The organism is Kribbella sp. NPDC048928 (genome assembly GCF_043197975.1).
GTDB lineage: Bacteria > Actinomycetota > Actinomycetes > Propionibacteriales > Kribbellaceae > Kribbella.
In genome coordinates this window covers 201,052-225,340 of record NZ_JBICUC010000012.1, presented here as the reverse complement: position 1 = coordinate 225,340, position 24,289 = coordinate 201,052, and the positions used below count along the sequence as shown (strand labels likewise).

Below are 24,289 nucleotides of genomic sequence, written 5' to 3'. Positions count from 1 at the left end.
CCTCAGGCTCCGGGGAACTCCGCGACCGGCCGGACGTCGACCGAGCCCCCGGCCCGCGAGCCCGGGCACTTCGCGGCCCAGTCGAGCGCGACGTCGAGGTCCGGTACGTCGATCACGTAGAACCCGCCGAGCACCTCCCGGGTCTCCGCGAACGGCCCGTCGACGACCGTCCGCCGGCCGTCTCCCGCCACCTGGACACGGGTCGCGGCGACCAGATCGGCGAGCGACTCGGACGCGACGACCACCCCGGCGTCCTGGATCTCCTTGTCGAACCGCATCCAGTCCTCCGGCTCGCAGCCCACGGGCGCGTTCGCAGTGTCCAGCTCACCGGCGTTGATCAGCAGCATGTACTTCATCGGTTCCTCCTGTCAGCGTGTCTACACCATCACCACGAACGGGTCCGGCGCCGATGGACAGCGCTAACGACAGGACGTAGTCGGAAATCAGCGGCGATTGCCGGAGCATCCAGGCGGGCACCGCGGCCTCGGCGTGGACTACCTCCTGTCGTTAGCGGTGCATCGGTGAGGATAGGGACATGACTGTGTTGCCATCCGGAGAGCAGTGGACCATCCGTGCCGAGGGGTACGAGGCGACCGTGGTGAGTGTTGGTGGTGGGTTGCGCGGCCTCTCGTACGAGGGGCGGCCGGTGCTGCTGGCGTACGGCGAGGACGAGTCGGCGCATGCCGGGATCGGGCAGCACCTGTTCCCGTGGCCGAACCGGATCACGGACGGCGAGTACACGTACGACGGCGTCGATCAGCAGCTGTACCTGACCGAGCCGGCCCGGCGGAACGCGATCCACGGCCTCACCCGCTGGGCGAACTGGGAGCGTGCGGACGACGGCTCCGACGAGTCGACCCTCACCGCCACCCACCGCCTGCACGGCCAACCCGGCTACCCGCACCAACTCGACCTCAACCTGACCTACCACCTCACCGCCACCCAACTGACGGTCACGGCAACTGCGACCAATATCGGCAAGTCCTCGGCGCCGTACGGCTACGGAGCACATCCGTACCTCAGCGTCGGCCGCCCGATCGACGAATGCGTCCTCGAATTCACCGCGGACCACCGCTTGGAGGTCTCACCCGACCGCCTGACCCCGACCGGCCTCACCCCGGTCGCCGGATCGCAGTACGACTTCAGCACAGCACGCGCGATCGGCGACACCACCATCGACAACGCCTTCACCGGCCTGAACGGCGAATGGTCGGTCTCCCTCACCGACCCCGACAGCGGCGCCCGCTCAACGCTGACCAGCAACACCCCCTGGATGCAACTGTTCACCGGCGAGGCAGTCGGCCGTACGGCACTCGCCGTCGAGCCGATGACCTGCCCGCCGGACGCGTTCCGCACCGGTCAGGACCTGATCGTCCTGAAGCCGGGCGAGTCACACACGACTACTTTTCACGTCTCCGTTTAGGACCGGCCCCGTGCTCGCGGGCGACCGCCGCCAGCTCCTTCGCGGCGCGGCTCGCCCGTGAGCCCTCTGAAGCCTGTACCGCAAGGATCCCGATCCTGTTGTCCTCGGCATCGAACAGCTGCAGCCAGGCGTCGCCCGGCCGGAACCGGAGCGCGCTGATCTCGGACCATTGCAGCGTGTACGACTTGAACACGTTCCGGATCCGGATCCGGTCCGCGTACGCCGTCACGCGCAGCGTCGCCATCCGGTAAAGGATCCACAGCACCGCACCGAAGAACGCCAGCAGCGTGAGCCGCTGGAACAAGTCGAACTGATCGCGGGTCTCGGGCGTGAACCGGAACCAGACCACCCCGAACACGGCGATCAGCGACAGCCCCATCCCTGCGGACATCGCGGACACGATCCGCGGATGGAACGTCAGCAGGCGGTCCCGGGCGGCCATCGCAACTCCCGGGCTCAGATCCGGCACGCGTGGATGTCCGTGGTCAGGATCGCCCGCGCCCCGACCTCCCAGAGCTGGTCCATCAGCCGCTGCGCCTCGGCCCGCTGGACCATCACCCGGACGGCGACCCAGCCCTGACGGTGCAGCGGCGAGATCGTCGGCGACTCCAGCCCCGGTGCGACGGCGGTGGCCGCGTCGACGGCCTCGGCGCGGATGTCGTAGTCCATCATCACGTAGTTGCGCGCGATCAGGACGCCCTCGAGCCGGCGGATCAGCTGGTGCAGGCCGTTCGGTGGGATTTCCGCACCGTGCCGCTTGATCAGCACCGCCTCGGACTTGAGGATCGGCTCGCCGAACACCTCGAGCCCCGCCTGGCGCAGCGTCGTACCGGTCTCGACGACGTCCGCGATCACGTCCGCCACGCCCAGTTGGACGGCCGACTCGACCGCTCCGTCCAGGCGTACGACGGAGGCATCGACGCCGTTCTCGGCGAGGTGGTCCTGGAGGACGCCGGCGTACGAGGTGGCGATCCGCTGGCCGGCGAGGTCCTTGACCGAGTTCGCGACGCCGGGACGGCCGGCGAACCGGAACGTGGACGAGCCGAACCCGAGGCTCATCACCACGTCGGCATCGGCGTGCGAGTCGAGCACCAGGTCGCGGCCGGAGATCCCGGCGTCGAGCGTGCCCTCACCGACGTACACGGCGATGTCCCGCGGGCGGAGGTAGTAGAACTCGACCTCGTTGGCCGAGTCGGTGAGCGTGAGGTCCTTGGTGCTCCGGCGCTGCTTGTAGCCGGCCTCGGTGAGCATCTCGGTGGCGGCTTCGCTCAGCGAGCCTTTGTTCGGTACTGCGACGCGCAGCATGGCACTGCCCTTTCGAATGAGGTGAACCGGTGATCTGTGCAGGGGCTCCTACAGATGTCGGTACACGTCGTCGAGGTCCAGTCCGAGCGCATGCATCATCACCTGGGCGTGGTACAGCAGCTGCGAAATCTCTTCCGCGGCCCGCTCCTTGCCCTCGTGCTCGGCGGCCATCCAGGACTCGGCGGCTTCCTCGACCAGCTTCTTGCCGATCGAGTGCACGCCGGCATCCAGCGCCGCCACGGTCCCGGAACCCTCCGGCCGCGTCCGCGCCTTCTCACCCAGCTCGGCGAACAGCTCGTCAAAAGTCTTCATCGCGCGCCCAGCCTACGGGGCCCGGCGGGCAGATCGATCCCCAGGTCCGCTACCCGGACTCTCGGACGGCGTCCGCGAGGCGGCGCGGCGGGGAGTGGGCGTCGACGTACCAGGGGTGGCGCTCGGACAGGAGGCGCTTGATCATCGCGAGGTCGGCGGTGTCTTCGGGGGTGCGGAGGTGGTACGGCGGTGGGTAGAAGGCGTCGCCGAGGAGTGCCACGCCGTCTGCGATTGCGATCAGAGAGTCCGGGGCGTGGTTGCCGCCGACATGGCGTAGTTCGACGCCGGTCGGGAGCGTGAGGGTGTCGTCGAAGGTCTGGTGCGGTACGACGACGCGGAAGTCGGTCCAGTCCGGGACGGCGAGGGCTCGGGCGCGGAAGCTTGGACCGAGTTTCGGGTTCGCCTCGACCTGGTCGTGGAGGTAGCGGTGGCTCCACGGCGTGTCGGGTGCGAGATGGTCGACGGCTGAGGAGTGCGCGACGACCGTGACGTCGGGCCAGGCGCAGGCGCCCCAGGTGTGGTCCCAGTGGTGATGTGTGTAGACCAGCCATTTCGGCGCGGGCAGTCCGGCGGCGTTGATCGCTGTACGGATGGATCTCGCGTGCTCGGGGCTGTTGCCGGCGTCGACGAGGACGCTGCCGCGATCGTCCGCGATGAGAGCGACGGACGGGCGGATCGCGTCCGGATCGGGGTCATGCGGGTAGATGAATACCCGGCCGGTGAGATGCTGGAGCATGTGGCCGACGATAGCCGGGAGCAAAGTCCTGCGAGAGTTCGCGAGCTGGGCGTCGTCGTCGGAAGCCTGCCGACCGGGCCGCTGAACGCGATCACCGACGTTCCGGGCGTACGCGTCGGGCACACCACGCTCACCGGCGACGGGCTGAACACCGGGGTGACCGCGATCGTCCCGGACGGCTGGGAGTCGGCCTTGCCGGCAGCAGTTGCTGTTGGCAACGGATACGGGAAGCTGGTCGGGAGTACGCAGGTGGACGAGGTCGGGGTGATCGAGACGCCGATCCTGCTGACCGGGACGCTCAGCACGTTCCGCGTGGCCGACGCCTTGATCACCTGGATCCTCGACCGCAATCCGAGCGCCACCAGCCTCAATCCGATTGTGGGCGAGACCAACGACGGCCATCTCTCGGACATCCGCCGCCGGCCGATCACACCCGCCCACGTCCACGACGCCCTGGACACAGCCTCCGCCGATCTCCCGGCGGAGGGCTGCTGCGGGGCAGGCACCGGCACCGCCGCCCTGGGCTTCAAAGCCGGCATCGGTACGGCGTCCCGCGCTCTCGACCAAGGAACCGTCGGTGCGCTCGTGCAGGCGAACTTCTCCGGCCTGCTGACCGTGCTGGGGCGACCGATCCCCGCCGAGCCGATCGATGCCGACGGCAACTCGTGCATGATCGTGGTCGCCACCGATCTCCCGCTCGACTCCCGCCAGCTCAGCCGGCTGGCACGGCGCGCGATCTTCGCGATGGCCCGCGTCGGCTCCGACTACGCACCCGGTAGCGGCGACTACGCGATCGCCTTCACCACCAGCCGTACGGCGGGCTACGCCGACCGCGACCTCCGCGCACCGTTCCAGGCCGTCATGGAATCGGTCGAAGAAGCCCTACTGAACTCGCTCACGGCCGCCGAGACCACGACCGGCTTCAACGGGCACACCGCGTACGCCGTCCCGCACGACCGGATCCGTCCGCCCAGCTGACCAGACCAGCACCCCGAAAGCGAACATCGCAGCCACGGTCCGGACCAGATGCGCCACCTGCCAGCGATCCCGTACGGCAGCCCAGTCCGGCGGCGGCTGCTGCACCGACCACGCGGCCTGGTCCGAGTTGATCGGCAGGTTGACCACGAACGTCGTCACGAACACCACCGCGAGCAGCACCACGGCCGCCACCACGACCCGCCGGCCGGTCCCCCGGCTGCGAATCGCCAGCAGGACGGTGGTGATGATCGCCGGGATCAATGTCACCGACGCCAGCTTGTCCAGCGAGTCGAGCTCCACCAGCCGTACCTGCGTGTAGACCGAGGCGTCGAACGCGCGCAACGAGTGCTCCAGTACGAGCACGCACAGCAGGAATCCGGCGAACAGCCCGCTGAACACCAGGCTCACACCACGCACGATCCGTGTCATCAGTACGCCACACCCACCGGCTGGCAGATCGTCGACGGCTCGTCGAGGACCTTGAGCATCAGATGCGCGACGTCCGCGCGCGACACCAGATACCCCCTGGTCACGGTTCCGCCGACCTCCGTCCGGTACTTACCGGTCAGCGCTTTGCTGTTCAGTTTCGGCGGCCGCACGATCGTCCAGTCCGCGGCGCTGCTCATGATCTCCGCCTCCATCAGCCGCAGGTCCGCGTACACATCGGCCGCGAACGCGTTGATCATCGGGTGCACGATGCGCCGGTTCAGGACGCTCTCGTCCGGCGGTACCGGTCCGAGCGGCGCAGCACTGACCGCGACAAACCTCCGTACCCCGGCCGCGTCCATCGCCGCCAAGATCGATTTCGTACTGCTGGACGCGACCGGACCGACCTTGCGACCGCGGGCGCCGACGCCGGAGATCACCGCCGTACTGCCGTCGATCGCCTCGCGCAGCGGGTCCGCCGCGTCCAGCCCGGGCACCCGGACCACTTCCAGCGACGGATGCTCCAGCTCGAACGCGGACGACGTACGGACGACCGCCGTCACCTTCTGGCCCGCGTCGAGCGCCTGCCGTACGACCTGACCGCCGATCCCACCGGTCGCGCCGAACACCGTGATCCTCATCGGAACCCCTCCTGTGCGCTACTCTGAATCTGCTCTGCAACTCATATAGTACGGAAATCATAAGATATGGAACAGACAGAATTGGGTGACGCGCGCCACCGTCGCCGGAGTGGGAACGAGATCAAGGCCGCGCTCCGCGACCTGCGGATCCAGCTCGCACTGATGAACCACCAGATCGGCGGCAAGCTGGCGCTGAAGGACGTCGACCTGGACTGCCTCGACGTCCTCGCCCGCAGCGGACCGCTGACGCCGAGCGCCCTGGCCCGCCAGGCCGGCCTGCACCCGGCCACGCTGACCGGGATCCTCGACCGGCTGGAGCGCGGCGGCTGGGTCGCGCGGGACCGCGCGCGGGCCGATCGCCGCAGCGTGACGATCCGGGTGCTGCCGGAGCGTGGGACCGAGGTGATCCGGCTGTACCAGCCGATGATCGGCGCGATGGACGGCGTCCTCGCGGACTACAGCGAGGCGGAGCTCGCGCTGATCGCCGAGTTCCTGCGCCGCAGTACCGAGGCCGGCGAGCAGGCCAACGGGGAACTGGCTCAGGAGTAGAGGTCGCGGATCCTCTGGCCGAGGTCTCTCAGCTCGGTGCGCAGCTCTTCGGGTTCCAGTACTTCGATTGCGTCGCCGAAACGGCTCAGAGTGGTCGCCGCGTTCGCGACCGACTCGATCGGGATCGTCACGACGACACTGCCGCCGGGCTCCGGTACGGCGGCCGCGACCGCCTTCACCAGAGCGGGGAACGAGACGTCGTACATCTTCATTGCGAGGCGGGGCGAGACCTTGAGGACAGCCTCGCCGGTGTAGCGGATCCGGTCGAACCCCTCGAGATGGTCCTGCCAGAACTGCGCGAGGCTGAAGTCGGCGTCGCGCTCGAACTCCTCATCGGTCGGCGTCAGTTCGAGGATGTTCGAGACACGGTACGTACGCAGCCCACCCGGCGTTGCGGCGACGACGTACCAAATGCCGTTCTTCAGCACGAGACCGTACGGCTCGAGCACGCGCTCGACCTCGCGCGGCTCCTCCCAGCGGCGGTAGCGCACCCTGACGCGACGGTCGTGAAGTACGGCATCGGCGACGGCCGAGAGCTGTGGTGAGGTCTCGGCATCCCGGTACCAAGCGGGCAGGTCGAGGTGGAAGCGGTTCTTCAGCCGGCCGGCGCGGTCGCGTTGATCGGGTGCGAGCGCTGCTAGCAGTTTGAGTTCGGCGGCGCTCGTCTCCGCGGTCAGCCCGAGCGCCGCGGCGGCGCCGGGCATGCCGACCAGGAAGAGCGCGGCGGCCTCCTGCTCGGTGAGGCCGGTCAGGCGGGTGCGGTAGCCCTCGACCAGGCGGTACCCGCCTGCGCGGCCCTGGTCGGCGTACACAGGAACGCCTGCCGCCGCGAGCGCCTCGACATCGCGGTAAATGGTCCGCAGCGACACCTCGAGCTCGTCCGCGAGCTCACGCGCGGTCAGCTGCCGGCGCGTCTGCAGCAACAGCAGGATCGACAGCAGTCGGCTCGAACGCATGCTCCGAGGTTAGCTCCGATCACTGCCATGGATTGTCAGGTATTACTCGCAGGCTGGTCGGTATGACGACTTGGACCAAGGTGACCGGCGACTTCGACTTCCTCAACGGGTACTTCGACGTCCGCCACCGGCAGCTGACGCGGGCGCTCGCGGGGTGCGACGAGTGGCTCGAGTACGACGGGACGTCGACCGCCCGGACGTACTTCGACGGACAGATCAGCATCGACGAGATGCGCTTCCCGACGAAGGGGACGTACGGGCTGTCGCTGCGGCTGTTCGACCCGGTGAGCGAGAAGTGGAGCATCTGGTGGGTCAGCAGCACCACGATGAAGCTCTACCCACCGGTGCACGGCGGCTGGACCGCGGACGGCTCGAGCTGCCGGCTGGTCGGCGAGGACACCCATGAGGGCCGGCCGATCCTGTGCAGCTACGAGTGGTCCGGCATCACGGACGAGTCGGCGCACTGGGAGCAGGCGTACTCGGCCGACGACGGCAAGACGTGGGAGACCAACTGGACGATGGACTTCACGCGGCGCGCCACGCCCCCACCTGCCCTCGACGTACCGAAGATCACCGACGACTTCGACTTCCTGGTCGGTCGCTGGTCGTTCCACAACCGGCGCCGGCGCCCTGTCCTCGGCGAGCCCTTCGAGTGGTACGAACACGACGCCACGATGGAAGCCACCACCTACTTCGACGGCTCCATCAGCTTCGACGAAGGCTGGTTCCCGAGCGAGAACTTCCGCGGCGCCACCTTCCGCCTGTACGACCCGCAGTCGCGCACCTGGTCCATCCACTGGATCAACAGCACCCGGGGCCACCTGGAAACCCCCGTCATCGGCACCTTCACCAGCGGCGTCGGCACCTTCGAAGGCCCCGACATCTGGGACGGCCAGCCCATCGACGTCCGCTTCCTCTGGACAGCCGGCACCGACAAAGCCGCCTGGCAACAATCCTTCTCCACCGACAACGGCCGAACCTGGACCCCCAACTGGCACATGCAACACACCCGCATCAACTAACGTCCCGATGACCGGTGAACCTTTCCGGAGAGTTTTTGCCGGTGGGTGCGGAATTGTTTCCGGAAAGGTGGCTGGTTGCCGTCCGACGGAGAGGCGGTTAGCGCAGGGTGCGGATGGCGGCGAGGGTTGAGAGGGCGGCCTGGGTGGCTTCGTAGCCTTTGTCTTCCCGGCTGTCGGGGAGGCCGGCCCGGTCGAGGGCCTGGGGGTCGTTGTCGCAGGTGAGGACGCCGAAGCCGACGGGTACGCCGGTGCTGACGCCGACCTGCATGAGGCCCTCGGTGGTTGCCTGGCAGACGTACTCGAAGTGCGGGGTGTCACCGCGGATCACGACGCCGAGGGCGACCACGGCGTCGTACCCGGACTTGGCTGCGTGCAACGACGCGACCGGGAGCTCGAACGATCCGGGCACCCGTACGACGGTGTGGTCTGTGACGCCGGAGTCCTCGAGGGCGCGTAACGCCCCGGCGAGCAGGCCGTCGGTGACCTTCGGGTGCCATTGGGCCGCGACGATCGCGACGCGGGCGCCGTCGACGCGGGGTGCCTCGATGGTGGGTGCTCCACTGCCCGACATCAGCCGGCTCCGTTCTCTTCGCTCAGCAGGCCGTCCGGGAGATGGTGGCCCATTCGGTCGCGCTTGGTGCGCAGGTACCGCAGGTTGTGCTCGGTCGGGTCGATGGAGATGCCGCGGCGCTCGACGACCTCGATGCCGTACCCCTGAACGCCCGCGAGCTTGTCGGGGTTGTTCGTCAGCAGCCGCACCGACTTCACGCCGAGGTCGGCCAGGATCTGCGCGCCCGTCCCGTAGTCGCGGGCGTCAGCCGGCAGCCCGAGGTCCAGGTTCGCATCCACGGTGTCGCGGCCGGCGTCCTGCAGCTCATAAGCCTGCAGCTTGTGCAGCAGACCGATTCCACGTCCTTCATGACCGCGCAAATACACGACAACACCGCCCTCGGCAGCCACCTGTCGCATCGCCTCTTCGAGTTGCGGCCCGCAGTCGCAGCGCAGCGACCCGAACACGTCGCCGGTCAAGCACTCCGAGTGCAGCCGCACCAACGTCGGCCCATCACCCAGCTCGCCGCGTACCAGTGCGAGCTGCTCCGACCCGTCCACCGTGTTGCGGTAGCCGTGGGCAACAAAGTCGCCGTACTGCGTGGGCAGCGTCGTGGTGGCGACCCGCTTGATCTGCGATTCGGTACGCCGCCGGTACCGGATCAGGTCGTCGATCGACACCAGTACGAGACCGTGCTCGTCCGCGAACGCGCGCAGCTCGAGCCCGCGCTTCATCGTGCCGTCGTCGTTCACCAGCTCGGAGATCACCGCGGTCGGTGTCAGCCCGGCCATCCGGGCCAGGTCGATCGACGCCTCGGTGTGACCCGGCCGGACGAGCACGCCGCCGTCACGACCGCGCAGCGGGAACACGTGCCCAGGCTGCACCAGGTCGTACGACTCCGAGGCCGAATCGGCGAGCACACGGATCGTCCGGGCCCGGTCGGCCGCGGAGATGCCGGTACTGATCCCGTCCCGCGCATCCACGGAGATCGTGTACGCGGTCCGCATCCGCTCGCGGTTGTGCGGCGTCATCAGCGGGATCCCGAGCCGGTCGAGCTCGGCGCCCTCCATCGGCACGCACACCACGCCGGAGCTGTACCGGATCAGGAACGCCAGCAGCTCCGGCGTCGCCTTGGACGCGGCGAAGATCAGGTCGCCCTCGTTCTCCCGGTCCTCGTCGTCGACCACGATCACCGGCCGGCCGGCGCGAATCTCCTCGATCGCGTGCTCGATCGTGTCCAGTTTCAGTACGTCGCCCATGTCAGCCCACCACCACCGGTTCGGGCGTCGCCGCCCGCTCGTTGTTCTGGATCTTCCACCAGGACGCGAATCCGAGCACGCAGAACAGCCCGTACACGACGTACATGGTCGCCGACGGGTAGAACTTCGCCTGTACGAGCAGCGGTACGCCGACCACGTCGACCGCCACCCAGATCAGCCAGAACTCGACGAACCCGCGGGCCATCCCGTACGTCGCCAGGATCGAGCCGGTGAGGATCCACGCGTCCCACTGCGGCCCCCACGAGCCGAGCGCCTTCAGCACGAAGTACGCGATCGCGTAGATCACGACGCCGATGCCGAGCAGCTCGAGCCGCTGCCGCGCGGTCGCCCACTTGGGCTGGACCGCGGACGCGGATCCGCCGTGCCGGGTCTGGTACCAGCGGTACCACCCGTACAGGCTGATCAGCGCGAAGAACACCTGACGGCCGGCCTGGCCCCAGAGGTCCTTGTCCTGCGGGGTGTCGAAGATCCCGCCGATGAAGACCGTGAACAGCAGGACGTTGCCGACAATGCCGACCGGCCACGCGGCGACCAGCCGGCGCATGCCGAACAGCGCGCTGGCCAGACCGAACACGTTGCCGACGATCTCGCGGACCAGCACCGGCGAACCGGCGATGGTGACCTGCGACGTCAACAACCAGTCAACGGGATTCACTTGGTGCCTCCGGCAAGTAGTCTCTCGACGTATTTCGCGATCACGTCGACCTCGAGGTTGACGGTGTCGCCGACCTTGTTGCGCCCCAGTACGGTGAGCTCGAGCGTGGTCGGGATCAGGCTGACCCCGAACGTCCCGGACGCGTCGTCGACGTCGGTCACGGTCAGCGAGACCCCGTCGATCGCGATCGAGCCCTTCTCGGCGATGTAGCGCAGGATCTCCGGCGGCGTACTGATCCGGACGTCCTCCCAGTGCTCACCGGGGCTGCGTGACGCGATCGTGCCGGTGCCGTCGACGTGGCCCTGGACGATGTGCCCGCCGAGTCGCTCGTGCGCGGCGACCGCGCGTTCGAGGTTGACCGTCGAGCCCTTCTCCAGTCCGCCGAGGCTGGTCCGCTGCAGCGTCTCGCGCATCACGTCCGCGGTGAACGTACCGCCGCCGTACTCGACGACGGTCAGGCAACAGCCGTTGACCGCGATCGAGGCGCCGAACGCGGCGTCCTCGGTCACCTTCGGCCCGCGGATGCTGAGCCGCGCAGCGTCTCCGTCCAGCAGGTCCAGGGACTCGATCGTGCCGAGCTCTTCGATGATGCCGGTGAACATCTACTTTCCTCCCAGAGGAACCAGGGTGAGCCGGACGTCGTCGGCGAGCCGCGTGACGTCCGTTAGTTTGAACCGCCGCAGGTGGTCGATCGATTCCGCGCCGAGATCGCCGACCGCGGCGTACCCCGAACCGAGCACGGCCGGGGCGACGTACGCGACGATCTGGTCGACCAGACCGGCGCGCAGAAAGGCTGCGGCCAGCGTCGGGCCGCCTTCGAGCCAGAGGTGCCGGATCTGCCGGTCGTCGAGCTGCCGGAGCACCTCGGCGGGATCATGGGTCGGCAGCAGCAGCGTCTCGGCGCGGTCGTTGCGGACCCGGGCCGACTCCGGGATCTCCCGGTCGCCGACCACCACCCGCAACGGCTGCCGAGCGGCCGGTACGTCGTCCTGATCGCGGACCGTCAGCTCCGGGTCGTCGTCCAGCACCGTCTGGGTGCCGACGGCGATCGCATCACACTCGGCGCGCTGCCGGTGGACGTCGGCGCGGGCGAGCGGGCCGGTGATCCAGCGGCTGGTTCCGTCCGGCGCCGCCGAGCGCCCGTCGAGCGTCGTCGCGAACTTCCAGGTGACGAACGGCCGGCCGACCCGGACGCTGTGCAGCCAGACGTGGTTGACCGCTTCGGCCTCGGCCTGCAGGACGCCCTGCACGACCTCGATGTTCTTGCTGATCAGCTTCTCCGCACCCCCCGCCGCGGTCCGGTTCGGGTCCGGTACGGCGTACACGACGCGTGCGACTCCGGCCGCGATCAGCGCATCGGCGCACGGCCCGGTCCGGCCGGTGTGGTTACAGGGCTCCAGCGTGACGTACGCCGTACCGCCGCGAGCCTGGGCGCCGGCCATCCGGAGCGCCTCGACCTCGGCATGCGGGCCGCCGGCAACAGCATGGAAGCCCTCGCCGACCGGATGCCCGTCACGGCCGGTGATCACACAGCCGACGACCGGGTTGGGATGTGTACTGCCGGTGCCACGTGCGGCCAGCTCGATGGCACGCCGCATCCAGGCGACATCCATCGGCGACACGTCGTTCACTACTCGGGCCCCTCGTCGTCACGGACGCACTCCGGGGCCTCCGGCCGGCCTGTCTGCTCCGTCGCCCACCGGGATCTCACCGATCCCGGCACCCGGTCCGTTGCCGGACCCTGCCGCCGTCACGTCCCGCGGGCCTCACAGCCCACGCTCCGCGCCGCCGGGCGCCAGAGCACACCCGCCGACCGCGTGCGCCTCCCATCCGGACTTTCACCGTCGGTCCTGGAATTCCACCAGGTCAACCGATCGCCGAACCGCAGCGACCGGGTCGCGGACTGTTACCGCCGGCTCGGAATTACACCGACCCCGGAGCACGCGAGTGGGTTTCACTCGTACTTCAAGTATGCCCTCCCCCACAACCCGCACCACGACCCAGGTCACATCCTGGTCCTCGACGCACTTGGGAGACGTGCCCTAAGTGTGGGACGGGTCGGGAGTGCATGGCAGGAGGCGGCGGGTGAGGGCGAGGGCTGTTGCGGCGACCGCGCAGGCGACTGCGACCGCGATGATCAGCGGGCGGTAGCCGAACGCGTCGGCGAGACCCGCGCCGGCCAGCGGGCCGGCCGCCTTGGCGATCGTGGTCGGCGTACCGAGCATGCCGGCGATCGTCCCGAACCCGGTCGCGCCGTATCGGTCCAGCAGGATCGCCGGCGTCGCGATCGACGACACCCCGAACCCGAGGCCGAACAGCACCAGACACCCGACCGCTCCCGCCACATGACGCCCCAGGACGGGCAGCAGCCCGATCGCGATCCCCTGCACGAACAGGATCACTGCAGTAACCGTCGCCATCGGCAACCACCGCGCCGACACGCTTGTGACCAGCCGCCCGGTCACCGACAACAGCCCGAGCAGACCAGCCAGGCTCGCCGCCCGCGCCGGCGGGTGCCCCAGGCTGACCAGATACAGCACGAGGTGCACAGAGATCACGGCCAGCGCCGCACTGTGTACGACAAACGCTCCCGCGAGCAGCCAGAACCCGGGATCGCTCAGCACCCTCGCCGGCGACGTGCTGTGTCGCACGCCGACAGCCGGCCGCGGCGGACGCCGCCGTACGGCGATCAGGTGCAGCGGGACCGTGATGGCGGCCACGGCACCCGCCAGGATGACCAGCGCAGTACGCCAACCTTGCGCGTGGGCGAGGTATCCGGTGAGCGGGATGAAGATCGAGCTGGCGAGCCCGCCGACCAAGGTGATGGTGAGGATCGAGTTGGTCCGCCGCTCCGGTGCGGTGACCGCCACCACGACGGCGAACGCGGGCGGATAGAGCACCATCGCCGACGCGATGCCGATCGCGACAAAGACTCCGTACAACTGGACGGTGTTGTGGACCTGCGACCAGGCGAGTACGGCGATTGCCGCGAGGACCGAGCCGCCCGTCATCAGGGCCCGCCCTCCGTGCGCGTCGAGCCAGCGTCCGACGGGGATCGACACCAGGCCGCTGACGAGTACGGCGGTGGTCGACGCGCCGACCGTGGTGGTTGTGGAGATGCCGAGCTCGGCGCTCATCGGGCCGAGCAGCGCACTGAACGCGTAGGTCAGGACGCCGTACCCGACCGTCGTCGTGATCGCCAGCGCGCCGATCAGCAGCCGGTTCCTGCCCGGCGCGGCACTCCCAGGCGAAGGCACCTCGAGTTCGCGCTCAGCCGGATCCACCGTTGACAGTCTTCCACCGAGCAACCGCACCGTCCGGCCATTTACCACTCAGCGGAACAGGAACCAGGCAGCACTCCCCAACAACCCAACCGCCCCCACAAAACAAACAACAACCCCCGCCCACAACCCCCGCCGCCCCCGCCCCGACGCCCCACCCCGGTTCGACGCCTCAGTGCGGTTCTGTTCGACAACTGGTGCGCCTTCGGTCTGCAGGCGACGACCGTCCTGCGCAGGAACTGTCGCACCGCGCCCCTCCTGCCCGGCCGGTGGTGGGGTGGGCTGAGGGCCAGTGGGGGTCCAGTTGGGTGGGAGGGATGGGAGTTGGTCGAAGACTTCTGGTGCGTCGGGAGTGCCGGCCCACGGATCGGCCTGGCCGGGCGGGACAGCACCTGCGGGTTGGACGGCACCCGTGGAGGCAGTCGCGGGCGGGAGGGTGTTGGTGGTGGCTAGGAGGCGGCCGGCGGTGGTGGCTGAGTTGGGGCGGTTGGAGGGGTCTGGTGCGGTGAGGTGGGCGATGAACTCAGCTAATGGGCCGTCGAGGCTGGCTAGCTGGCCGTCGGGGGTGGGGCGTTCGCCGGTCAGGAGCTCGGCGGCCACTACTCCGACGGCGTACAGGTCTTGGCGAGGATCTGGATCGGCGCCGGCCAGCTGCTCGGGAGCGAGGTAGCCGGGTGTTCCGAGGACGGTGCTGTGCCGCGTCATCCGCGGCTCGTCGAGCAGACCTGCGACGCCGAAGTCCGACAGGCGCAGGTACGGGCGACCGGTGCCGGTGACGTCGAGGAGCAGGTTGGCCGGTTTCACATCCCGGTGTACGACGCGGGCCGCGTGCACCGCAGACAGGCCGTGCAGCAGCTGATCGAGCAGTACGGCGACGTACGGGGTCGGCAGCGGGCCATGGTCACCGAGGAGCGTCGCCACCGAACCACCGCGGACCAGATCCATCGCGAACACGACCTTGTCGTCGTCCGCGGCCCAGCCGTGCGGAGCGACCACGTGCGGATGCTGGATCCGCAGTGACTGCTCCCGTACGAACCGGAGCAGCGTCGCCGCATCGTGCTGGCCGAGGACCTTCGCGGCGACGTACTTCGACCGTCGCAGATCCCACGCGCGCCAGACCGAGCCCATCCCGCCGGTCCCGATCAGGTCGATCAGCCGATACCGCCCAGCAAACGCCTCCACCGCCCAGAACCTACCGCCTCCCCCAGTCCGTCCCGGGCACTCCCCGGGACCGCGCACATGGCGAGGCCCGGGAGCCGATGGGGCTTCCCGGGCCTCGTCAGAGCCGGCTGAGCGATCAGCGCGGCGGCTGGTTCGGGTACTGCGGTCCGCCCTGGTCGTTCGGCCCGTTCGGGTACTGCTGGTTGTTCGGGTACTGCTGGTTGCTCGGGTAGTGCGGGCCGGGCTGGGCCGGGTGGTGCGCCGCGACCGGCTTGCGGCGGAGGCGGAGGACCAGGAAGACGCCGACCAGGACGAGTACGAGTCCGCCGCCGCTGAGGCCTGCGACCAGCGCGACCGGCGTGCCGTCGTCGGAGTCGCTGCGGCCCTGGATCGGCCCGCCGGCCTCGGTCTTGTCGCCATCGCCCGGAGTGCTGCTCGGGTCGTTGCTGGGCGAGTCCGACGGGTCGGCGCTGGCCGACGGGGTGACCGAGTCACCGGAGACGGGCGTGGCGCCGTCGACGTACTGCGGCTTGCCGGTGCCGGCCGTACCTTCCAGGCCAAGGGTCAGCGTCATCGGGATCGCGAAGGCCTTGTCGTTGTCCTTGCGGGTCAGCGACACCGCGACGTAGTACTCGCCCGGGGTCGAGGTGCCGGTGTCCTGGTTGTTGGCACCGTTGCGGTTGAGGTAGCGGATCTCCTTGGTCGTGACGGACTTGGTGACACCGCGCTTGGTGAGCACCCCGCGCCGCCCCGAGCCACCCGGCTGCTGCTTGGCAAAAACGGCGTACACGTCCTCACCGATCGGCGAGATCAGCGCGGTGTCGAGGTAGCGGATGCCGTCGATCGCCGTGGCCGTCGCTCCGGCCAGCTCCGGCACTGTGAACTGCGCCTGGATCCGCTGGCCCCAGTCCGCCTTCACCTTGTACAGCTGCAGCTCCCCCGGCATGATCGTCGTCTTGTACGTGCCCGCGCTCAGCAGCGGGGCGTCCGGGAAGCTCGAGCCGGGAATGATCTCGCGCGGGGTCGTGGCGTTCATCGGCACCCAGACCGGGTTCCCGGCCGGCGCCGGGAGGCTGGTGGTCGAGTCCACCGGCGGCTCCTCGTCGATGCGCAGCTCGTACGGGACGCCCTTGATCTCGCGGTAGTCCTTGCCCGGATTCACCGTCAGGACCAACTGGTCGGCCGTTGAGCACTGGCCCTGCTTCTTCTCGTACTTCGACCAGCTCGCAGCGGTCCCGGTCGCGAGACCCTGATCACCGTCGAACGCACCCGGGTAACTCCAGCCACACTGCACGCCGTCGGTCGTGTTGAGCTTCACCTCGGTCCGGATGACCAGGCTGCCGCCGGCCGGACGACGGAAGCTCACGCCGGCCCGGAGGGTCGATCCTGTGATGCTTCGCTTGATCAGGTAGTGCTTCGCGGTGTCATCGGCACCGTACGTGTCCGAATAGTGGCCCGGAGCAAGCACCGGAGCGCCCTCGGCCTGCGGCGCGCCGTGTACCGGCGTACCGGAGATGCGGAACGGACGGAACGCCCTGGTGGACAGGCGATCCAGCCCGGCTTCGAGGTCGATCGTCGAGTCGGCGTCGTAGTAGTCGCCACGGCCTTCACGGGCGACGCACTGCAGTTGGGTGCGCGCCTTCCCGGCCACCCGGAACCCCACGACGTCGATCTTCAGGTCGATGCCCTGCTTGGCGATCGACTGGGCCACCACACACGGGTCCGGCGCGCAGGTCGCCTCACCGTCGGAGACCAGGACGATCGTGCGCTGGCCGCTCGGACCGAGATCCTTGGCGGCCTGCTGGAGCGAGTACCCGATCGGCGTCTCGCCGTACGGCTTGTACTTCGCGATCGCGGCCTGCAGTTGCGGCCGGTTGTTCGTGCCGATCGGAACTGTCAACTGGGTGTCGGTGCAGGCACCGGCCTGGCTGCGCTTGAACACGGTCGCGCCGTACACCCGCAGGCCCACCTGCGCCTCCGGCGGCAGCTTGGCGACCACCTTGGTGAGCGCGGTCCGGGCCGCGGCGATCTTGGTCTGGCCGTCGCCGGCCGGTTCCTTCATCGAACCGGACGAGTCGAGCACCATGACGAGCTTGCCGCCCGCCGGATCAGGGTCTGCCACAGCGGTCCCGGTCGTCAGACCGGCCAGCAAGGCGATCAGTGTGAGAGCGAGGATCGCCCACACCGCGGGGCGGCGGTGGCCGTGCAGAGCCGTCATCATTTCCTCCAGAGTGGATTCGCTGTCGCAAACACTCTCAGTTTGCTATTGCAAATGTCAAGCCCGGTCGATCGCCGATGTCGAGTCGTGACCAGGCGCGCCTCGGTGCTGGAGTTTTCTCTTCGCAAATGCAAAAATGTTTGCACACGGGGCCGGACTGCTCGAGGGGAGCTCAGCGATGGACCAGACCGCACACAATCTCCAGCAACAGGTCGAGCTGTACGGCGAGCCGCTGGGTGTGACAGTGCGGCGGGTGGCACCGCTGCTCGGACTGACCCAGGGTGCTCTGGCCCACGTGATCGGACTGTCGGCGCCGATGCTGTCCCAGCTGATGAGCGCCCAGCGCGTCAAGATCGGCAACCCCGCGGTGGTGTCCCGGCTCCGCGCCGTCTCCGAGCTCGCCGAACTGGCCGCCACCGACGAGATCGGCCGGGAGAACATTCCGGAAGCGCTGGACGCCATCCGTGAGACCTCTGGCGCCTACCCCACCACCATCACCCAGCAGTTGCGGCCGACCGCCCGTCCACCGCTGCCCGCCACGGGTTCGGCGACGGCGTTTGCAGGACCTCCCGGACTCGATCGGCCCGCCGGACAGACCTGGACAGCGGCGCCACCGGATCCGGCCGTGGCCGCGCCACCGTCCGCGCGTGCCGTCGTACGCGAGATCCAAGAGCTCTTCCGGGAGGTCGCCGCCGCCGACGAGATCCAGCGCGCGGCCGCCGCGGCGGCCGCGGAGTCGCCGGCCGTTGCCGAGCTACTGCTTGCCTACGGCACCGGTCGCACGGCTGACGCCCTCGCGCACTATGAGCAGCATCACGGCTGACCACAGCACCGGGCCCAGCGCCCTCACCTCACACAGCGCCGGGTGTAGTGCGCTGCACCTAAAGCTTGATATAGCACAAGGCGACTCCACTTTTGCCGTTGTCTCACGCCTCGTCGTGCTGGAATGCCGGGCCCACCCAGTGCTGTTGGGTTGCGAAGGCAGGGCCGATCGCCCTGCGTTCGTTGACGGTGTGAGGAGACAGTGGTGCGTGCGTTTCGGCGAGTTGTCGCGGTGGTCGGGGCTTTCACCTTGGCGGCGGCAATGGTTGCCTGCGGCAGCGATGACAAGGATGCGGCGTCCGGCCCGGACCTGGGCCTGATCAAGTCCGGGACGCTCAGGATCGGCACGCTGACCGACGCGCCGCCGAACGTGTACGTCAAGGACGGCAGGTTCACCGGGTTCGACAACGACCTGATCACCGCGGTCGCGGCCAAGCTGAACCTGAAGCCGGAGTTCGTCGGGACCGACTTCTCGGCGCTGCTCTCGCAGGTGAACGGCGGCCAGTACGACCTCGGCAGCTCGTCGATCACGGTCACCGAGGCCCGCAAGAAGACCGTTGCTTTTAGCAACGGGTACGACTTCGGCTACCTGGGCCTGAACACCACCAAGGACTCCGGCATCACGTCCTTCGACCAGCTGTCCGGCAAGCGCGTCGTCGTGGTCCAGGGCACCGTCCAGGACGACTACGCCACCGGCAAGAACCTGAACCCGGTGCGCGTCCCGAACTACAACGCCGCGCTCGGCCAGCTCAAGGCCGGCACGGCGGACGCGTGGGTCTCGCCCGCAGAGATCGGCGAGAAGATGGCCAAGGAGCAGGGCGGCGGCACGGTGGTCCTGGCCGCCAAGGAGCTCAGCGACGCACCGATGGCGTTCGCGGTGGCGAAGAGCAACGACAAGCTTCGCGAGGCCGTCAACAAGGCGCTCGACGAGGTGATCGCGGACGGCACCTGGACCAAGCTCGTCGAGCAGTACTACCCGGGTCGCGCCGTACCGGCGACCTTCAAGCCGGGCAGCGGATCGGTCAAGTTCACGGTTCCCAAAGCCTGATGGACATCTGGTCCACCCTGAGCGACACCTTCCTCGACTGGGAGTCGATGAAGGCGGTCCTGCCCGAGATGCTGAAGGTCGGATTGGTCAACACCCTCATCCTGGCGGCCGCCTCGGTCGTGCTGGGCACTGTGCTCGGCATGTTCGTGGCGGTCCTCGCCCTGTCCGCGAAGCCGTGGCTGCGCTGGCCGGCGAAGATCTACACCGACATCTTCCGCGGGCTGCCGGCGATCCTCACCATCTTGCTGATCGGCCAGGGCCTCTCGCCGATCACGCGGCACTGGTGGGGCCCGAACCCGTACCCGCTCGGCATCCTCGCCCTGTCGCTGATCGCGTCGGCGTACATCGGTGAGATCTTCCGGTCCGGCATCCAGAGCGTGGAGAAGGGCCAGCTCGAGGCGGCGCGCGCGCTCGGGTTCACCTACACCAGTGGCATGCGGCTGGTTGTCATCCCACAAGGCGTACGACGGGTGCTGCCGGCACTGGTGAACCAGTTCATCGCGCTCGTGAAGGACTCCAGCCTGGTGTACTTCCTCGGCCTGCTGGCGAGTCAGCGCGAGCTGTTCCGGATCGGGCAGGACGCGGCCGCGACCAACGGCAACCTCTCGCCGTTGCTGCTCGCGGGCATCTTCTATCTGGTGATGACGGTGCCGTTGACGCACCTGGTGAACCATTTCGACAAGCGATTGCGCGAAGGGCGTCCGGTGGAGGAGGTCGAGCATGCGGCAGCTTGAGGCCGCGAGCCTGGAGGTCAGCGGCGTCGAGCTGGCGTTCGGCAAGAACCTGGTGCTGCGTGGCGTGGACCTCGCCGTACCGGCCGGGGAGACGGCGTGCGTGATCGGTCCGTCGGGATCCGGGAAGTCGACGTTGCTGCGTGCGATCAACCGGCTACTCGAACCGGATGCCGGCGATGTGCTGCTCGGCGGCGAGTCCGTACTGCGCAGCGATCCGGACGTTCTGCGCCGGCGGATCGGGATGGTGTTCCAGCACTTCAACCTGTTCCCGCACAAGAGCGTGCTCGACAACATCACGCTCCCGCTGCGCAAGATCAAGAAGCTCGGCACCGAGGCGGCCCGGACCGCGGCACGCGAGCAGCTCGAGCTGGTCGGCCTTGCCCACAAGGCGAACGCCCGTCCCGGGAACCTCTCCGGCGGTCAGCAGCAGCGCGTCGCGATCGCCCGCGCGCTGGCGATGAAGCCCGAGGTGATGCTGTTCGACGAGGCCACGTCCGCGCTCGATCCCGAGCTGGTCAAGGGCGTGCTCGCACTGATGGCGGACCTGGCCGGCGCCGGCCTGACGATGGTTGTGGTCACCCACGAGATGGGCTTCGCGCGCTCGGTCGCGGACCAGGTCGCGTTCATGGATCAGGGCGTCGTGGTCGAATCCGGCGGACCGGAAAAGATCTTCGGCAGCGCCGAGTCGCCGAGGTTACGTCAATTCCTGTCGCAAGTGCTTTAGCGTGAGCCTGTGAGGAAGTGAACCACCCACCGCCCTGGGGGGAACATGGCTGTCCGCTTGACACGTACGGGGAACAGGGCCGTTGGCCTGGCGATGATGATGCTGGTGAGTGCGGTGATCGGTACGGTCGTGGTCGCGGCCGCGAAGTCACCGCCGCAGCCGGTCACGTCCACGCCTGCCGTCGCGGCTCCGGCTGCCCCTGTGCCCAGCAAGACGCCGCTGCCGGCGAAGTACGTCGTCCTGACCTTCGACGACGGCCCTGACCTCGAGTACACCCCGAAGGTGCTCGACGTCCTGGCCCGCTTCGACGCGAAGGCGACCTTCTTCGAGGTCGGCCAGAACGTCCGCAAGCACCCCGAGCTGAGCAAGCGGATCCACGCCGCCGGTCACAGCGTGCAGAACCACACCTGGGACCACTCCGACCTGCGCAAACTCACGCCCGCGAAGTTCCAGCAGGAGGTCGCGTCGACGGACCAGGCGATCCGGACCGCGACCGGCAGTACGCCTGCCTGTCTCCGACCGCCGTACGGCGGCGTGAGCGCGACCGTACGGCAACGGGCGAAGGCGATGGGCAAGGACCTGGTGGTGTGGACCGTCGACTCGCGGGACTGGACCAAGCCCGGGACGGCCGCGATCGTGCAACGCGTACTGAAGAACGTGCACAGCGGCTCGGTGATCCTGATGCACGACGGCGGAGGGAACCGCACCGAGACGGTCGCGGCCCTGCCCGCGATCCTGAAGGCACTCAAGGCTCAGGGCTACGGGTTCCGCACGTTGACCTGCTAGTGCATCAGGACAGGGCACTAACCAGCGGTACGACGTCGGCGATCGAAGTGACGACGCGGGTCGGGCGGTACGGGAACCGTTCGACCTCGTGCTCGCCGGTCGACCCGGACAGTACGAGCACGCTGCGCAGACCGGCCTCGAGACCGCTGATGATGTCGGTGTCCATCCGGTCGCCGATCATCACGGTCGTCTCGGAGTGGCCCTCGATCCGGTTCAGCGCGCTGCGCATCATCAGCGGGTTCGGCTTGCCGACGAAGTACGGTGCGACGCCGGTCGCGCGCGTGATCAGGGCGGCCACCGAGCCGGTCGCCGGCAGTGGCCCCTCCTGCGACGGACCGGTCGGGTCCGGGTTGGTCGCGATGAACCGCGCGCCCTCGGCGATCAGGCGGATCGCCTTGGTGATCGCCTCGAACGAGTACGTCCGGGTCTCGCCGAGGACGACGTAGTCGGGGTTGCGCTCGGTCAGTACGTACCCGATCTCGTGCAGCGCGGTGGTCAGCCCGGCCTCGCCGATCACGTACGCGGTCCCGTCCGGGCGCTGGTCCTCGAGGAACTGGGCGGTGGCCAGCGCACTGGTCCAGATCGAGGTCTCCGGGATGTCGATGCCCGCGGCCAGCAGGCGGGCCCGGAGGTCGCGCGGGGTGAAGATCGAGTTGTTCGTGAGGACCAGGAACTTCTTGCCGGACGCCTGCAGCGCCGCGATGAAGTCGCTGGCGCCGGGAATCGCGCGCTCCTCATGCACGAGGACGCCGTCCATGTCGGTCAGCCAGGTATCCACTGGTTTGTGCTCGGTCACGCTGCTCATCGTAAATTGTCGGAGGCGGCGTGCAGTATCGAGACATGGGTTATCGAGAGTTGTGGCGCACCGGCGGCGTGTTGCCGTTGCTCGTGTCGTCGCTGCTCGCGCGCCTGCCGATGCTGGCGACAACGGTCCCGATCGCCTTCCTGGCGAAGGACGCCAGCGGGTCCTTCGGCTGGGCAGGTGTGGTCGCCGGCGCCTACTCGGTCGGGACTGCGGTCGCCGGCCCGCTGTGGTCACGTGCGGCGGACAGACGCGGTCCGCGAGGCATCCTGCTGGCGACCGGTCTCTTGTGGAGCGTGGCGCTGCTCGCGATCGCGCTGCTGCCCACCGATCGATACCGGTTGCTGCCCGCGCTGGCTGTGATCGCGGGCGCGGTCGTGCCTCCGGTGTCGCAGACGCTACGGGCCGCCTGGCCGCGGGTCGTGGCCGGTCCGGCGCTGCGGACGGCTTACTCCGTGGATGCCACGGCGCAGGAGCTGTTGTTCATGGTTGGGCCGATGCTCGGGGCCACCGCCGTGAGCGTCGCCAATCCGCGTCTCGGCGTCCTGCTCGCGGCGGCGATGTCCGCCGTCTTCATCTGGTGGTACGCGCTCCGACAACCCGAGCCGCTCGGTGGCGACTCACACACCACGGTCCCGCTGACAGCGCGGCAGTTGCTGTGGCATCGGCATCGGTTACCGTTGATCCTCGCGTTCGGCCTGTGGATCATGTCGTTCAACGGGATCTCGCTGGCGATCGTCGCGTTCGCCGACGACCACGGCCATCGGCTGATCGCCGGGATCTTCGAGGCCACCTGGGCGTTCGGCAGCCTGGTCGGCGGCGCGATCTCGGGCGCGCTGCCCGGTCGGCGTAGGTCCCACCTGTGGCGGCGGGCGGCGCTCGTCGCCGTTGGGATGCTGCTGTGCGTGTTCGCGACCTGGTCGGCAGTGTCGCTCGGGATCGCGCTGGCGTTGTCGGGGCTGACGCTCGCACCGGCGATCGGCGCGCTGTACGGGCGGCTCGGCGCATTGACTCCGGACGTGGCGAAGACCGAGGTCTTCGGGTGGATGAGCAGCGCGGCGACAGCCGGTGGGGCGATCGGGGCCGCGGTGTCGGGCGCGGTCATCGACAGCTTCGGCGTCCGGTACGTGTGGTTGCTCGCGGCCGTGCTGGCGCTCGCGTCGACGGCGTTGCTGCTCCGCGTCCCGCCGGAGGACCGGCCGGACGAGTTACCGGCCGGAGGCCTGCTGAGCGAGACCGCGTAGCTGCTCGACCATCGCGTTCGGGTCGTCGGCGGCATACACGGCCGAACCGGCCACGAACACGTCCGCGCCCGCGTCGGCGCAGCGCTCGATCGTCTCGGCCGACACGCCGCCGTCGATCTCGATCCACAGGTCCAGGCCGTGCTTGTCGAGCAGTTCCCGGGTCCGCCGGATCTTCGGCAGGCACAGGTCGAGGAACTTCTGCCCGCCGAACCCGGGCTCGACGGTCATGATCAGGATCATGTCGAGCTCTCCGAGCAGGTCCTCGTACGGCTCGATCTGGGTCGCCGGACGGAGCGCCATCGCGGCCCGCGCACCCTTCGCGCGGATCTCCCGGGCGGTCCGGACCGGCGCCCGGCAGGCCTCGATGTGGAACGTCACGCTGGACGCGCCCGCCTCGACGTAGCCGGGCGCCCAGCGGTCCGGGTCCTCGATCATCAGGTGGCAGTCGAGCGGCTTGTCGGTCGCCTTCGCGAGCGACTCCACGACCGGCATCCCGAGCGTCAGGTTCGGGACGAAGTGGTTGTCCATCACGTCGACGTGCAGCCAGTCGGCGTTCGACACGGCGACCGCCTCGTCGGCCAGCCGGGCGAAGTCGGCGGACAGGATGCTCGGCGCGATCTGAATCCCCATGGCGTC

28 protein-coding genes and 1 riboswitch are annotated in these 24,289 nt (G+C 68.8%); of the genes, 10 read left to right on the top strand and 18 right to left on the bottom strand.

Features of this window, described 5'->3' with window-relative positions:
* Nucleotides 1-2: 2 nt before the first annotated feature.
* Nucleotides 3-356 (bottom strand): YciI family protein, encoded by a 354-nt coding sequence (locus ACGFI6_RS39380; protein ID WP_393127788.1) that lies wholly within the window; start codon nt 354-356, stop codon nt 3-5.
* Nucleotides 357-535: 179 nt separating this feature from the next.
* Here ACGFI6_RS39380 and ACGFI6_RS39375 point away from each other — a divergent pair, with 179 nt between their 5' ends.
* Nucleotides 536-1,423, top strand: a complete 888-nt coding sequence (locus ACGFI6_RS39375; protein WP_393127787.1) for an aldose 1-epimerase family protein — start codon at nt 536-538, stop codon at nt 1,421-1,423.
* Here ACGFI6_RS39375 and ACGFI6_RS39370 read toward each other — a convergent pair.
* The 4 genes from ACGFI6_RS39370 to ACGFI6_RS39355 are packed head-to-tail and all read right to left on the bottom strand — an operon-like array spanning nt 1,401 to nt 3,776.
* The gene (locus ACGFI6_RS39370; RefSeq protein WP_393127786.1) at nt 1,401-1,865 is read right to left on the bottom strand and encodes a PH domain-containing protein; all 465 of its coding nucleotides are present in this window, start codon (nt 1,863-1,865) and stop codon (nt 1,401-1,403) included. The two genes, ACGFI6_RS39375 and ACGFI6_RS39370, sit on opposite strands and share 23 nt — an antisense overlap.
* Nucleotides 1,866-1,879: 14 nt before the next feature.
* Nucleotides 1,880-2,728, bottom strand: a complete 849-nt coding sequence (hisG, locus tag ACGFI6_RS39365) for an ATP phosphoribosyltransferase (protein WP_393127785.1) — start codon at nt 2,726-2,728, stop codon at nt 1,880-1,882.
* 48 nt (nt 2,729-2,776) lie between these two features.
* Nucleotides 2,777-3,040 carry a phosphoribosyl-ATP diphosphatase gene (locus ACGFI6_RS39360; protein ID WP_393127783.1) on the bottom strand — a complete coding sequence of 88 codons (264 nt, stop codon included), beginning with the start codon at nt 3,038-3,040 and terminating at the stop codon, nt 2,777-2,779.
* Between the two features lie 49 nt (nt 3,041-3,089).
* On the bottom strand, nt 3,090-3,776 hold the full coding sequence (locus tag ACGFI6_RS39355; RefSeq protein ID WP_393127782.1) for an MBL fold metallo-hydrolase: 687 nt from the start codon (nt 3,774-3,776) through the stop codon (nt 3,090-3,092).
* Here ACGFI6_RS39355 and ACGFI6_RS39350 point away from each other — a divergent pair, their 5' ends adjacent.
* Nucleotides 3,777-4,754: a P1 family peptidase gene (locus ACGFI6_RS39350; protein WP_393127781.1), complete on the top strand. Its 978-nt coding sequence runs from the start codon at nt 3,777-3,779 to the stop codon at nt 4,752-4,754.
* Here ACGFI6_RS39350 and ACGFI6_RS39345 read toward each other — a convergent pair.
* Together ACGFI6_RS39345 and ACGFI6_RS39340 are read right to left on the bottom strand one after the other, a co-directional pair.
* Nucleotides 4,659-5,183 carry an anthrone oxygenase family protein gene (locus tag ACGFI6_RS39345; protein WP_393127780.1) on the bottom strand — a complete coding sequence of 175 codons (525 nt, stop codon included), beginning with the start codon at nt 5,181-5,183 and terminating at the stop codon, nt 4,659-4,661. The two genes, ACGFI6_RS39350 and ACGFI6_RS39345, sit on opposite strands and share 96 nt — an antisense overlap.
* Complete coding sequence (locus ACGFI6_RS39340) at nt 5,183-5,821, bottom strand: NAD(P)-dependent oxidoreductase (RefSeq protein ID WP_393127779.1); 639 nt, start codon at nt 5,819-5,821, stop codon at nt 5,183-5,185. Before ACGFI6_RS39340 ends, ACGFI6_RS39345 begins: the two co-directional genes overlap by 1 nt.
* A gap of 66 nt (nt 5,822-5,887) precedes the next feature.
* Between ACGFI6_RS39340 and ACGFI6_RS39335 the strand changes: the two genes are divergently transcribed.
* Complete coding sequence (locus tag ACGFI6_RS39335) at nt 5,888-6,370, top strand: MarR family transcriptional regulator (RefSeq protein WP_393127778.1); 483 nt, start codon at nt 5,888-5,890, stop codon at nt 6,368-6,370.
* Here ACGFI6_RS39335 and ACGFI6_RS39330 read toward each other — a convergent pair.
* Nucleotides 6,361-7,326: a helix-turn-helix transcriptional regulator gene (locus ACGFI6_RS39330; RefSeq protein WP_393127777.1), complete on the bottom strand. Its 966-nt coding sequence runs from the start codon at nt 7,324-7,326 to the stop codon at nt 6,361-6,363. The genes ACGFI6_RS39335 and ACGFI6_RS39330 overlap by 10 nt on opposite strands.
* Before the next feature lie 62 nt (nt 7,327-7,388).
* Here ACGFI6_RS39330 and ACGFI6_RS39325 point away from each other — a divergent pair, with 62 nt between their 5' ends.
* Entirely contained in the window at nt 7,389-8,348 is a 960-nt protein-coding gene (locus ACGFI6_RS39325) for a hypothetical protein (RefSeq protein ID WP_393127776.1), read from the top strand.
* A gap of 97 nt (nt 8,349-8,445) precedes the next feature.
* Here the strand turns inward: ACGFI6_RS39325 and ribH are convergent, their stop codons facing one another.
* The 8 genes from ribH to ACGFI6_RS39285 form a co-directional block, all read right to left on the bottom strand.
* Entirely contained in the window at nt 8,446-8,919 is a 474-nt protein-coding gene (gene ribH / locus ACGFI6_RS39320; RefSeq protein ID WP_393127775.1) for a 6,7-dimethyl-8-ribityllumazine synthase, read from the bottom strand.
* Nucleotides 8,919-10,157: a bifunctional 3,4-dihydroxy-2-butanone-4-phosphate synthase/GTP cyclohydrolase II gene (locus ACGFI6_RS39315; RefSeq protein WP_393127774.1), complete on the bottom strand. Its 1,239-nt coding sequence runs from the start codon at nt 10,155-10,157 to the stop codon at nt 8,919-8,921. Before ACGFI6_RS39315 ends, ribH begins: the two co-directional genes overlap by 1 nt.
* Nucleotide 10,158: 1 nt before the next feature.
* Entirely contained in the window at nt 10,159-10,833 is a 675-nt protein-coding gene (pnuC, locus tag ACGFI6_RS39310; RefSeq protein WP_393127773.1) for a nicotinamide riboside transporter PnuC, read from the bottom strand.
* On the bottom strand, nt 10,830-11,435 hold the full coding sequence (locus tag ACGFI6_RS39305) for a riboflavin synthase (protein ID WP_393127772.1): 606 nt from the start codon (nt 11,433-11,435) through the stop codon (nt 10,830-10,832). The genes pnuC and ACGFI6_RS39305 overlap by 4 nt, the downstream gene beginning before the upstream one ends.
* Complete coding sequence (gene ribD, locus ACGFI6_RS39300) at nt 11,436-12,446, bottom strand: bifunctional diaminohydroxyphosphoribosylaminopyrimidine deaminase/5-amino-6-(5-phosphoribosylamino)uracil reductase RibD (RefSeq protein WP_393127858.1); 1,011 nt, start codon at nt 12,444-12,446, stop codon at nt 11,436-11,438.
* Nucleotides 12,447-12,646: 200 nt separating this feature from the next.
* Nucleotides 12,647-12,780, bottom strand: a riboswitch (FMN riboswitch).
* A 95-nt stretch (nt 12,781-12,875) separates the two neighbouring features.
* Nucleotides 12,876-14,117 (bottom strand): MFS transporter, encoded by a 1,242-nt coding sequence (locus ACGFI6_RS39295; protein ID WP_393127771.1) that lies wholly within the window; start codon nt 14,115-14,117, stop codon nt 12,876-12,878.
* Between the two features lie 48 nt (nt 14,118-14,165).
* Complete coding sequence (locus ACGFI6_RS39290) at nt 14,166-15,296, bottom strand: serine/threonine-protein kinase (protein ID WP_393127770.1); 1,131 nt, start codon at nt 15,294-15,296, stop codon at nt 14,166-14,168.
* Nucleotides 15,297-15,411: 115 nt separating this feature from the next.
* Nucleotides 15,412-17,496, bottom strand: a complete 2,085-nt coding sequence (locus tag ACGFI6_RS39285; protein ID WP_393127769.1) for a VWA domain-containing protein — start codon at nt 17,494-17,496, stop codon at nt 15,412-15,414.
* 175 nt (nt 17,497-17,671) lie between these two features.
* Between ACGFI6_RS39285 and ACGFI6_RS39280 the strand changes: the two genes are divergently transcribed.
* The 5 genes from ACGFI6_RS39280 (at nt 17,672) to ACGFI6_RS39260 (ending at nt 21,607) form a co-directional block, all read left to right on the top strand.
* Nucleotides 17,672-18,316: a DNA-binding protein gene (locus ACGFI6_RS39280; protein ID WP_393127768.1), complete on the top strand. Its 645-nt coding sequence runs from the start codon at nt 17,672-17,674 to the stop codon at nt 18,314-18,316.
* Between the two features lie 204 nt (nt 18,317-18,520).
* Nucleotides 18,521-19,363: a substrate-binding periplasmic protein gene (locus tag ACGFI6_RS39275; RefSeq protein ID WP_393127767.1), complete on the top strand. Its 843-nt coding sequence runs from the start codon at nt 18,521-18,523 to the stop codon at nt 19,361-19,363.
* Nucleotides 19,363-20,097: an amino acid ABC transporter permease gene (locus ACGFI6_RS39270; protein WP_393127766.1), complete on the top strand. Its 735-nt coding sequence runs from the start codon at nt 19,363-19,365 to the stop codon at nt 20,095-20,097. The genes ACGFI6_RS39275 and ACGFI6_RS39270 overlap by 1 nt, the downstream gene beginning before the upstream one ends.
* A complete protein-coding gene (locus tag ACGFI6_RS39265) occupies nt 20,084-20,821 on the top strand; it encodes an amino acid ABC transporter ATP-binding protein (RefSeq protein ID WP_393127764.1) in 738 nt (245 codons plus the stop codon). Before ACGFI6_RS39270 ends, ACGFI6_RS39265 begins: the two co-directional genes overlap by 14 nt.
* Before the next feature lie 99 nt (nt 20,822-20,920).
* Complete coding sequence (locus tag ACGFI6_RS39260; protein ID WP_393127857.1) at nt 20,921-21,607, top strand: polysaccharide deacetylase family protein; 687 nt, start codon at nt 20,921-20,923, stop codon at nt 21,605-21,607.
* Nucleotides 21,608-21,611: 4 nt separating this feature from the next.
* Here the strand turns inward: ACGFI6_RS39260 and ACGFI6_RS39255 are convergent, their stop codons facing one another.
* Nucleotides 21,612-22,412: an HAD-IIA family hydrolase gene (locus ACGFI6_RS39255; RefSeq protein WP_393127763.1), complete on the bottom strand. Its 801-nt coding sequence runs from the start codon at nt 22,410-22,412 to the stop codon at nt 21,612-21,614.
* Between the two features lie 35 nt (nt 22,413-22,447).
* On the opposite strand from ACGFI6_RS39255, the gene ACGFI6_RS39250 reads away from it, so the two are divergent.
* Entirely contained in the window at nt 22,448-23,653 is a 1,206-nt protein-coding gene (locus tag ACGFI6_RS39250; RefSeq protein WP_393127762.1) for an MFS transporter, read from the top strand.
* Here the strand turns inward: ACGFI6_RS39250 and rpe are convergent.
* Nucleotides 23,618-24,283 carry a ribulose-phosphate 3-epimerase gene (gene rpe, locus ACGFI6_RS39245; protein ID WP_393127761.1) on the bottom strand — a complete coding sequence of 222 codons (666 nt, stop codon included), beginning with the start codon at nt 24,281-24,283 and terminating at the stop codon, nt 23,618-23,620. The genes ACGFI6_RS39250 and rpe overlap by 36 nt on opposite strands.
* Nucleotides 24,284-24,289: the final 6 nt, after the last annotated feature.

What these genes read in the sequence shown, in the direction of transcription:
- ACGFI6_RS39370 (WP_393127786.1), bottom strand. Translation starts at nt 1,865, where the DNA reads ATGGCCGCCCGGGACCGCCTGCTGACGTTCCATCCGCGGATCGTGTCC.
- ACGFI6_RS39375 (WP_393127787.1), top strand. Translation starts at nt 536, where the DNA reads ATGACTGTGTTGCCATCCGGAGAGCAGTGGACCATCCGTGCCGAGGGG.
- ACGFI6_RS39305 (WP_393127772.1), bottom strand. Translation starts at nt 11,435, where the DNA reads ATGTTCACCGGCATCATCGAAGAGCTCGGCACGATCGAGTCCCTGGAC.
- ACGFI6_RS39270 (WP_393127766.1), top strand. Translation starts at nt 19,363, where the DNA reads ATGGACATCTGGTCCACCCTGAGCGACACCTTCCTCGACTGGGAGTCG.
- ACGFI6_RS39280 (WP_393127768.1), top strand. Translation starts at nt 17,672, where the DNA reads ATGGACCAGACCGCACACAATCTCCAGCAACAGGTCGAGCTGTACGGC.
- rpe (WP_393127761.1), bottom strand. Translation starts at nt 24,283, where the DNA reads ATGGGGATTCAGATCGCGCCGAGCATCCTGTCCGCCGACTTCGCCCGG.
- ACGFI6_RS39325 (WP_393127776.1), top strand. Translation starts at nt 7,389, where the DNA reads ATGACGACTTGGACCAAGGTGACCGGCGACTTCGACTTCCTCAACGGG.
- ACGFI6_RS39255 (WP_393127763.1), bottom strand. Translation starts at nt 22,412, where the DNA reads ATGAGCAGCGTGACCGAGCACAAACCAGTGGATACCTGGCTGACCGAC.
- ACGFI6_RS39335 (WP_393127778.1), top strand. Translation starts at nt 5,888, where the DNA reads ATGGAACAGACAGAATTGGGTGACGCGCGCCACCGTCGCCGGAGTGGG.
- hisG (WP_393127785.1), bottom strand. Translation starts at nt 2,728, where the DNA reads ATGCTGCGCGTCGCAGTACCGAACAAAGGCTCGCTGAGCGAAGCCGCC.
- ACGFI6_RS39340 (WP_393127779.1), bottom strand. Translation starts at nt 5,821, where the DNA reads ATGAGGATCACGGTGTTCGGCGCGACCGGTGGGATCGGCGGTCAGGTC.
- ribD (WP_393127858.1), bottom strand. Translation starts at nt 12,446, where the DNA reads ATGGATGTCGCCTGGATGCGGCGTGCCATCGAGCTGGCCGCACGTGGC.
- ribH (WP_393127775.1), bottom strand. Translation starts at nt 8,919, where the DNA reads ATGTCGGGCAGTGGAGCACCCACCATCGAGGCACCCCGCGTCGACGGC.
- ACGFI6_RS39285 (WP_393127769.1), bottom strand. Translation starts at nt 17,496, where the DNA reads ATGATGACGGCTCTGCACGGCCACCGCCGCCCCGCGGTGTGGGCGATC.
- ACGFI6_RS39260 (WP_393127857.1), top strand. Translation starts at nt 20,921, where the DNA reads ATGCTGGTGAGTGCGGTGATCGGTACGGTCGTGGTCGCGGCCGCGAAG.
- ACGFI6_RS39330 (WP_393127777.1), bottom strand. Translation starts at nt 7,326, where the DNA reads ATGCGTTCGAGCCGACTGCTGTCGATCCTGCTGTTGCTGCAGACGCGC.
- ACGFI6_RS39315 (WP_393127774.1), bottom strand. Translation starts at nt 10,157, where the DNA reads ATGGGCGACGTACTGAAACTGGACACGATCGAGCACGCGATCGAGGAG.
- ACGFI6_RS39380 (WP_393127788.1), bottom strand. Translation starts at nt 356, where the DNA reads ATGAAGTACATGCTGCTGATCAACGCCGGTGAGCTGGACACTGCGAAC.
- ACGFI6_RS39345 (WP_393127780.1), bottom strand. Translation starts at nt 5,183, where the DNA reads ATGACACGGATCGTGCGTGGTGTGAGCCTGGTGTTCAGCGGGCTGTTC.
- ACGFI6_RS39355 (WP_393127782.1), bottom strand. Translation starts at nt 3,776, where the DNA reads ATGCTCCAGCATCTCACCGGCCGGGTATTCATCTACCCGCATGACCCC.
- ACGFI6_RS39360 (WP_393127783.1), bottom strand. Translation starts at nt 3,040, where the DNA reads ATGAAGACTTTTGACGAGCTGTTCGCCGAGCTGGGTGAGAAGGCGCGG.
- ACGFI6_RS39250 (WP_393127762.1), top strand. Translation starts at nt 22,448, where the DNA reads ATGGGTTATCGAGAGTTGTGGCGCACCGGCGGCGTGTTGCCGTTGCTC.
- ACGFI6_RS39265 (WP_393127764.1), top strand. Translation starts at nt 20,084, where the DNA reads ATGCGGCAGCTTGAGGCCGCGAGCCTGGAGGTCAGCGGCGTCGAGCTG.